Genomic DNA, 2,658 nt, shown 5'->3' on the forward strand with positions numbered 1-2,658 from the left:
GACAAGGGTCAAAGAAAGGACAAAAGAATTGATCCAAGCCCAGGCCCAACTCGTTCAGGCCCAGAAAATGGAATCGATCGGGAGGCTGACCGGCGGGGTCGCCCACGATTTCAACAACCTCTTGGGCATCATCACCGGTTATTGCGAGTTGTCATTGGCGGATTTGAAAAAGGATGATCCGTTGCGAGAAAACCTGAAGGAAATTCAAGAGGCGGGAAAGCGCGCGACAACGCTGACAAGCCAGCTCCTGGCCTTCAGCCGGAAGCAGGTGCTCCAACCCGCCGTGTTCAGCTTGAACAATATCCTGGGGGAGGCCAACCGACTGCTCCAGCGGATCATGGGGGAAGACATTCAAATCCTGACCGTCCCAGCCCCCGATTTGTGGCTTGTCCGGGCCGATCCGCACCAGATGGAACAGATCATTTTCAATTTCGCGTCCAACGCCCGTGACGCGATGCCCTACGGCGGCAAGCTCACCCTCGAAACCCAAAACGTCGCCCTAGATGAACAATATGCCGCCCATCACCCGGAGGTTAAGGCCGGGTCTTATGTGATGATGGCGGTCTCCGATAACGGATTGGGAATGGATGCGAAGACCCTCTCGCAAATTTTCGAGCCTTTTTTCACCACGAAGGAGAAAGGAAAGGGGACCGGGCTTGGCCTTTCGATGGTGTATGGAATTGTCAAACAGAGCGGCGGGCACATCGCGGCCTACAGTGAACCGGGAAAGGGAACCAGCTTTAAAATTTATCTCCCCCGGGTGGAGGGGGAGAAACAGGAAACGGCGCCCGTGGGAAAAACGCCGCCCGCCTCCCTTGCCGGTTCGGAGACGGTGATGGTCGTGGAGGACGAGGAAAAATTGCGGAAATTCATCGGTCGGGTCCTTCGGGAAAAAGGGTACACCGTCCTCGAGGCCCCTTCCGGACAGGAGGCCCTCCGGATGAGCGAGTCGTTCCCGAAACCGGTCGCTCTATTGGTCACCGATGTGATTCTTCGGGGGTTAAGCGGCCCGCAGACAGCGGAGCGCCTGATCATCGAGCGGCCCGACATGAAGGTTCTTTATATTTCGGGCTATACCGACAACGCGATTGTTCACCATGGTGTGTTGGAGGAAGGGACCAATTTTCTCCAAAAACCGTTCACCCCGGAGGCATTGGCCCGGAAGGTAAGGGAGGTGCTGGAAACAACCTCACACCAGTTCCTTGAGGAATGACGCCGCATCCAGGACGCGAACGCGCACGCCGTCCTTGTCATAAAAGCGCGCGTCGCACCCCTCTTGGGAGATCTGAATGACGTCCTTTACTCCCAAGAGGCCGGCGAAATGAAAAAGGGCCTTCGATGCCTCGGCGCGGGCGACCTTGCATTCGATCAACAGCCGCGGCTTGCGTCCGTCACAAAGAAGGAAGTCGACCTCCTGTTTTTCCTTGTCCCGCACATAGTACAGCGAGAGGGCGCCCCGCCCAAGCTGATTGAGATAATTCACGTATTTCTGAAGGTGCATCGCAACCAGATTTTCGAAACGGCTCCCCGGATTTTCGATCTCCGTCCAATCCCAGAGATACCACTTCGGCTCCTTCTTGAGCAGACGGCCCGTTTTTTTGGAATAGGGGCGAATGAAGAACCCGTAGAAAACCCTTTCCAGCAGTTCCATCCAATGTTTGACGGTGGCAAAGTGAACCTCCAGATCCTCGCGCAAACCGTTGAGGGACAGCGGACTTCCCACACGTTCGGGCAACAGGAACATGAGGTTTTCGACCAACGGCAGATTTTTCAGGGATTCCGTCGCGGCGAGATCCTGATTGATCAGCCGATCCAGGCGCGTCGACCGCCATCGCAACAAGAAGGATTCTTCCCCCTTGAAAAGGGGCTCCGGAAAGCCGCCAAATTTCAAAAGGCTTTCAAAGGCCTTGTAGTTTTCCCGACCGGCCCGGGAAAACTCGATGTTCAGAAGGGCGTCGAGGGTCGGAACATTGGTCCCGGCGACACCTGCCAGTTCCGCAACGGAAAACGGCGCCAAATGATAGGTAAAATGCCTCCCCAAAAGCGAATCCTGTCCGCGACGATAGACGTTGAGAAGGGCGCTCCCGGTGACGATCCAATGCGCGTCCTCCGGTTCGTATTGATCGAAGAGTCCCTTGAGGGCGTTCTTCCATCTCGGATACTTGTGGATTTCGTCGAAGACGACAATCTTTCGATTCCCTTCGCGCAGGTTTTCCTTGCCCGAAAAAATCCGGGTCAGGAGTGTCTTGCGATGTTCCGCAACATCCCAATTAAAATAGTTGACGCCGGGAAGGGTCTTCGGGAGCAGGGATTTGGCAAGCGTCGTCTTTCCCACCTGACGCGGCCCCGTCAGAAAGACCATCTGCCGGAGTTTCTTCAGATGGTCTGCAACGGGGGCATGAAGGTATCGTTCTCCCACGAATACCCATATAAGCACCCTACTGTAAAAAAGTCACGACTTTTTTACAGTAGGGTGAATGGAACCCACTTCCTCCAAAAACCCTTCACGCCGGAGGCATTGGCCCGGAAGGTAAGGGAGGTGCTGGATGCAACGTGAAAAATCATGCGGCGGATCCGGGGCCTATATGCCGCGCCACGGTGGTGATGAGATCCATGACGGTAACCGGCTTGGCCAAAAATTCGCGCCCGCCGATCATC

General features: G+C 55.6%; 2 protein-coding genes. One reads left to right on the plus strand and one right to left on the minus strand.

Annotated elements, in window-relative coordinates; all coding sequences use genetic code 11:
* Positions 1-28 precede the first annotated feature (28 nt).
* A complete protein-coding gene (locus HYU99_09640) occupies positions 29-1,213 on the plus strand; it encodes a response regulator (protein MBI2340607.1) in 1,185 nt (394 codons plus the stop codon).
* Here the strand turns inward: HYU99_09640 and HYU99_09645 are convergent.
* Positions 1,190-2,419, minus strand: coding sequence for an ATP-binding protein (locus tag HYU99_09645; protein MBI2340608.1), 1,230 nt, complete (start codon positions 2,417-2,419; stop codon positions 1,190-1,192). The genes HYU99_09640 and HYU99_09645 overlap by 24 nt on opposite strands.
* Positions 2,420-2,658: the final 239 nt, after the last annotated feature.

It is taken from the genome of Deltaproteobacteria bacterium (assembly GCA_016183175.1).
In the GTDB taxonomy this organism is placed as follows: Bacteria; UBA10199; UBA10199; order UBA10199; family SBBF01; genus JACPFC01.